Here is a 1,593-nt window from a genome sequence, read left to right as displayed (position 1 = left end):
GTCGGCGACCGCGTCGGCCGCCGACTCGCCGGCTCGTCGCTTCGCCGCGTCGCTGCCGCCGCTCGTCTTCATGCGTACGGGTGTGAGCGGCGGGGTTGAAAAGGCGTCGTACGGTCCACAAACGGGATCGATCGGACGAGCGACTCCGTCCCCGACGACCGCCCGCTCACTCCAGCCGATCGAGGACGGCGTCGGCGTCGTACGCCAGGGAGAGCTCCCGGGATCGACCACGCCCCTCGACGTCCGCATACTCGGCGTCGATGACGCCCAGCTGGTCCAGCTTGTTGATGATCTCGGAGTAGCGGGTGTAGCCGAGGTCGGTCTCCTCGTGGAACGCCTCGTACACCGGGCCCGCGCGCTCGCCGTCGTTCGCGGCGAGCACCCTGACGAGGGCCTGTTCCGACTCCGAAAGGCCGCGAAGCGACCGCGAGAGGTGGACGTGTTTGGACTTGTCGTAGGCGTCTTCGACGTCGTCGGTGGTGATCGTCCGCGAGGCGCGCATCTCGGCGTTGAGTCCGGCCCGCCGAAGGAGATCGATCCCGACGCGGAGGTCGCCACTGTCCGCGGTGAGGTCGGCGACGCGCTCCAGCTCGGCGTCGCCGATCACGCCCTCGTGGAAGCCGCGTTTCGCGCGCTCGCCGAGGATGTCGTATATCTCCGTGGCGTCGTACACCGGGAAGTACACCTCCTCGGGCCGAAAGACCGACTGGACTCGGGTGTCGAGGTCGTCTATCACGTCGAGCGAGAGGTCCGAGGAGACCACGATCACCCCGATCTTCGCCCCCGAGTGGGCCTCGTGGGCACGCAACAGCGAGTACAGCGAGTCCGACGCCTCGTTCTCGTAGAAGAGGTAGTTCACGTCGTCCAGCGCGACGACGAGTACTTCGTCCTCCTCGACGAGTCGGTCCGTGATCTGACCGAACAACTTCTTAAATGAGATCCCGGACGAGGGCGGCTCGTACTCGAATATCCCCTCGAATAGCCGGGAGAACACCGCGTATCGCGTCGAGTCGACCTGACAGTTCACCTGGACCGTCCGCACCTCGGTGCGGGCGCGCAGCTCCGAGAACAGCTTCTGGACCGCGGTGGTCTTCCCGGTCCCCGGCGGGCCGCGAACGACCGTGTTCAGCGGTCTGGATCCACGGACGGCCGGGCGCAGGGCGTACTTCAGGCTCTCTAACTGGCTCTCGCGGTGGCGGAACGTCTCGGGGACGTAGTCGATCTCGAACACCGACTCGTCGCGGAACACCGACTCGTCCCACGAGAGCATGTCGTCGTCGGCGTCCCCGGGCATGGAGGAACCACCTCGCGCCGTCCACTTAACCGTTGCCCGCGCCCTCGGCGGAAGTGAAAACAGCCGGTACTCCCGTCAGGATGCGGTATGAAGTGCGCTCCGGTTTCACTACCGGGTCGGTCCTGGCGGTGCCTGTCTATCGCCGAGAGCGTCGGTTCCGCCGGTGTCATCCCTCCTGTCCCCCGTCCGGCGTACCACGAGCACGTGTCTGGTGAGCGATCGGTGGACGCGGCGTTCGAAGGCGGCGTCAACCCGCCACCCGGCCTCGCGGGCGGGGGCGCGCCAGTCGCGGTCGGCGA

The 1,593-nt window shown here is 67.2% G+C and carries 1 protein-coding gene and 2 pseudogenes; all 3 read right to left on the bottom strand.

The annotated features are described in order from the left end of the window. Nucleotides 1-72: pseudogene (locus ACFQEU_RS15585) on the bottom strand (ribose 5-phosphate isomerase A); the annotation flags it as partial. A gap of 94 nt (nucleotides 73-166) precedes the next feature. Beyond that, a complete protein-coding gene (locus ACFQEU_RS15580) occupies nucleotides 167-1,294 on the bottom strand; it encodes an ORC1-type DNA replication protein (RefSeq protein WP_379783647.1) in 1,128 nt (375 codons plus the stop codon). 108 nt (nucleotides 1,295-1,402) lie between these two features. After that, nucleotides 1,403-1,593 (bottom strand): annotated as a pseudogene (locus ACFQEU_RS15575) (hypothetical protein); the annotation flags it as partial.

It is taken from the genome of Halorubrum tibetense, assembly GCF_042661865.1.
GTDB classification, from domain to species: domain Archaea; phylum Halobacteriota; class Halobacteria; order Halobacteriales; family Haloferacaceae; genus Halorubrum; species Halorubrum tibetense.
The sequence above is the reverse complement of the archived record's forward strand: the minus strand, read 5'-3'. Positions and strand labels throughout refer to the sequence as shown.

Bases quoted from the DNA above. Each gene is read 5' to 3' on its own strand.
- ACFQEU_RS15580 (WP_379783647.1), bottom strand. From the start codon at position 1,294: ATGCCCGGGGACGCCGACGACGACATGCTCTCGTGGGACGAGTCGGTG.